This is a genomic window from Bradyrhizobium sp., assembly GCF_049519115.1.
Lineage (GTDB): Bacteria > Pseudomonadota > Alphaproteobacteria > Rhizobiales > Xanthobacteraceae > Bradyrhizobium.
Map to the genome: position 1 here is coordinate 1 of NZ_JBEKRB010000177.1, position 2,981 is coordinate 2,981.

Below are 2,981 nucleotides of genomic sequence, written 5' to 3' on the forward strand. Positions count from 1 at the left end.
ACCTTAACTTCTCCGTCTCTTCTAAAGTGCGCTGCCATGCGCACTCCACATGGCGAGCCTGCGTGTTCGTTTGCCCCACACAGAGGCGAAGAGTGAATTTGCCATCGAGCTTCGTGTGGGTAAGAAAAAGATCGCCGCTCGCGTTCAGCCGCTCCATCAAGAGTTGATTGACCCGATCTTGATTAGAATGATCTTGACTAGCACGATCTCCCGAGCGCAGCCGGAAGCAGACGAGATTGAGCAGGACAGGCGCAGCGATCTCGAACCGCTCATCACAGCGCACCCAGCCAGCGAATTCCTGCGCCAGTCGCACATGCTCGCGAATGTGATGCCGCAGTCCTTCAACGCCGTAATGTCGAATCACAAACCAGAGTTTGAGTGAGCGAAAACGACGTCCCAACTGGACGTGCCAGTCGCGATAGTCAATGACAGCGCCCGATTCCGTAGCCTGATTGCGCAAATACTCGGGCAAAATCGACAGCGTTTCGATCAGGTGTTTTCGCTCGGCAACATAAAAGACATTGCAATCGAAGTTCGTGAACATCCATTTGTGCGGATTGAAGGTGTAGCTGTCTGCAAATTCAACTCCCTCATTGATGAATCTGAATTCCGGGCAGAGAGCCGCCGTGCCGCTCATTGCGGAATCGACATGCAGCCACAGATTATGGTCGCGGCAGACGTGGGCAATTTCGCGTACCGGGTCAACCGCATTCGATGAGGTCGTGCCCACCGTCGCGCAAACGAAGGAGGGAGTCAGGCCGGCCTTGATGTCGCGCTCGACCTGCTCCGACAGCGCTTTCGGACGCATGGCAAAGGTCTTGTCCACTTCGATGTGGCGCAGGTTATCCGAACCCATCCCCGCGACCTTCACCGCTTTTTCGATGGACGAGTGGGTTTGAGTAGAGCAATAGGAGACGAGGCGGCCATCGCAGCCCTTGCGGTTGCTGGCAAACTTCGTCGAATGCTCGCGAGCAGCGAGCACCGCGCAGAGCGTGGCACTGGAAGCGGTATCCTGAATCACCCCACCGCCGCTGCTGGTCGAAAGAAATTTCTCCGGCAGCCCGAGCATCGGCACCAGCCAATCGAGCACGTGCGTCTCGACTTCCGTGCACGCCGGACTGGTCGACCATAGCATGCCTTGCACGTCCAATCCTGCGGAAATGAGATCTCCGAGAATGGCCGGCCCAGAGGCATTCGAAGGAAAGTACGCGTAAAAATTTGGCGACTGCCAGTGCGTGATTCCGGGAAGGACGACGCGGTCAATGTCGGTGAGAATCGCGTCGAACGCCTCGCCCTGTTCAGGTGCGTTTGGAGGCAACTGAGCGCGAATTTCTCCGGGTTGCACGCGCGACAGTACCGGAAAACTTTCAATCCGTGAATGGTAGTCGGCGATCCAGTCCACAACCGCGTGGCCCTGGCGCCGAAACTCCTCGGGAGTCATGTGGAAAGATTTGGGATCAGACATGGGGATTGGTAATCGGCGATTTGTGATTAGTAATTTTAAAACCTAATAATTGATCGACTACAGATTACGAATCACAAATCACAAATGCCCGTAATACACCTGGGTCTTATATTCAAACTCGACCCTGCCGTCGACATTATGGGCGCGAAAAATCCGCTGTAACTCCTGCATCATCGGCGCGTATTTGGGATGACCCTCCAGTGGCGCATAGGAAGAAGATAACAGCCGCCCGGCGGCGCCGGCATAGTCAAAATGTTGCCGCAAGCTGAAAACTCTTTCCTGGCATGGCGCCGGCTCAAAAAACTGCTGAATCATGGCCGTCGTTTTTTCGTGGCGCACTTCTTCGTAGTCCGTGCCGTAGGTCAGCAGCAACTGCTCATACTCGCGCAAAAAAGCTGTTGATGAGGTCAGGCGCTCGTTCCAGATCAGTACGCACCATCCGCCCGGCCGCAAAATGCGAACGAATTCCGCGCGAGCGCGTGGCAGGTCGAACCAGTGTGCCGCCTGCGCAGCGGTAACGAAGTCGACAGAAGCCGCGCCCAGCGTCGTTTCCTCCGCTGTTCCGGCTCTGGAGACCAACCGCTTGTAGGACTCGAGCTGATGCACGCCACTCTCGCGCATTTCCGCGTTGGGCTCTACGGCAAACACAGAGTTGCCGTTCTCCAAAAGCAGCCGGGTAAACATGCCTGTTCCGGATGCAATGTCGGCGACGATGTGACTCGGCTGCAACCCGCATTCGGCGCGCAACAGGTCGAGAACCTCAGGCGGATATCCGGGACGATAGCGGATGTAATTCTCCACCCGATCAGAAAAACGAGCCGTTGAAGATATGGTCATCGCTATTTAGTGTAACGCGTTCAGCAGGCGTCACCCCGCTCACGATACAATCTTCGTTTTGTGCGCAAAGAAATTCTGAAACGCAGCCGTCCGCAAAATCATCTCAAGGAACTTCATGAAACTTCTCGCCGCGTCTCTCCTCTTTTTCGTACTGCTTGGTTCAACTCTTCGCGCCGTCAATGCCGCCGACGAGAAAAACAAAGATAACAACGCAGACAATGATGCCAAGGCGGAAAGCTGGGTCATAAGCGGCTTTCGCGACGTTGCCGCCGAGCTCGAAATCGAAAAGAGATTCCTGGCCGTGCCCGATGCGAAACTCGCCGAAGAGCATCTCCGCATCCTGACCCAGGCACCGCATCTCGCGGGCTCTCCCGAGGACAAGGCGACTGCCGAATATGTAGCTCAGAAATTTCGCGACGCCGGTCTCGACACCGAAATTGTCGAATACAAAGTCTGGATGAATTACCCGGCCGAGATTCGAGTCGACATGACCGCGCCTCCTGGCGTCGAGATGCACGGGCCGCAGCGTGAGCACGTCGACGATGATCCCTTTCAGGACGATCCTCGCGTCGTCACCCCCTACAACGGCATGTCACCCTCGGGCGATGCTGAAGCCGAGGTCGTCTATGCCAACTACGGCTCTCCCGCCGACTTCGACAAGCTCAAACAGTTGAATATC

At 56.0% G+C, this 2,981-nt stretch carries 3 protein-coding genes; 1 reads left to right on the forward strand and 2 read right to left on the reverse strand.

The window, feature by feature from the left end:
- Window positions 1–1,465, reverse strand: a 1,465-nt coding sequence (locus ABSE61_RS36770; RefSeq protein WP_423876051.1) for a pyridoxal-dependent decarboxylase, incomplete at its 3' end; no start/stop codon positions are given.
- Window positions 1,466–1,543: 78 nt separating this feature from the next.
- On the reverse strand, window positions 1,544–2,302 hold the full coding sequence (locus ABSE61_RS36775; protein ID WP_423876052.1) for a class I SAM-dependent methyltransferase: 759 nt from the start codon (window positions 2,300–2,302) through the stop codon (window positions 1,544–1,546).
- 115 nt (window positions 2,303–2,417) lie between these two features.
- Here ABSE61_RS36775 and ABSE61_RS36780 point away from each other — a divergent pair.
- The coding region (locus ABSE61_RS36780) for a hypothetical protein (protein WP_423876053.1) at window positions 2,418–2,981 on the forward strand (564 nt) is incomplete at its 3' end.